The 1,034-nt window shown below is 65.4% G+C and carries 1 protein-coding gene; it reads right to left on the minus strand.

From position 1 onward, the window contains the following. Positions 1–1,034 (minus strand): bifunctional 2-methylcitrate synthase/citrate synthase (gene prpC, locus C9I57_RS32165; RefSeq protein WP_107154518.1); only part of this gene is annotated, 1,034 nt, incomplete at both ends.

Raw genomic sequence — 1,034 nt, forward strand, 5'->3', positions numbered from 1 at the left:
GGCCGGATGATCTTGTTGTCGATCCGCTGCTCGATGATGTGCGCGCTCCAGCCGGAGGTGCGCGAGATCACGAAGAGCGGCGTGAACATCGCCGTCGGCACGCCCATCAGGTGATAGGACACGGCGCTGAACCAGTCGAGGTTCGGGAACATCTTCTTCAAGTCCCACATCACGGATTCTAGTCGCTCGGCGATGGCGAAGAGCTTCATGTCGCCCGCGTCCTTCGAGAGCTTGCGGGCCACTTCCTTGATCACCTTGTTGCGCGGATCGGAAACGGTATAGACGGGATGGCCGAAGCCGATCACCACCTCTTTGTTCTCGACGCGGCGGCGGATGTCGGCTTCCGCTTCGTCGGGGGTCGCGTAGCGCGACTGGATCTCGAACGCGGCCTCGTTCGCGCCGCCGTGCTTCGGCCCGCGCAGCGCGCCGATCGCGCCCGTGAGGGCCGAGTAGATATCGGAGCCCGTGCCGGCGATCACGCGGCCGGTGAACGTCGAGGCATTGAACTCGTGCTCGGCGTAAAGGATCAGCGAGGTGTGCATCGCCTGCACCCACTCCTTCGGCGGCGCCCAGCCATGCAGCAGATGCAGGAAGTGGCCGCCGATCGAATCGTCGTCGGTTTCGACCTCGATGCGCCGGCCGTTGTGCGAGTAGTGGTACCAGTAGAGCAGCATCGAGCCGAGCGAGGCCATCAGGCGATCGGCGATCGCGCGCGCGCCGGCGATCGAGTGATCGTCCTTCTCGGGCAGCACGGTGCCGAGCACGGAGACGCCCGTGCGCATGACGTCCATCGGATGCGCGCTCGCCGGCACCCATTCGAGCGCGGCCTTCACGTTCGCGGGCAGCCCGCGCAGCGCTTTGAGCTTCGTCTTGTAGGCGCTGAGCTCGGCGGCCGTCGGCAGCTTTTCGTGCACGAGCAGATAGGCAATCTCCTCGAACTCGCAGGTGGTGGCGATATCGAGGATGTCGTAGCCGCGATAGTGCAGATCGTTGCCCGTGCGCCCGACCGTGCAGAGCGCCGTGTTGCCGGCCGT

The organism is Trinickia symbiotica (assembly GCF_003028655.1).
GTDB lineage: Bacteria > Pseudomonadota > Gammaproteobacteria > Burkholderiales > Burkholderiaceae > Trinickia > Trinickia symbiotica_A.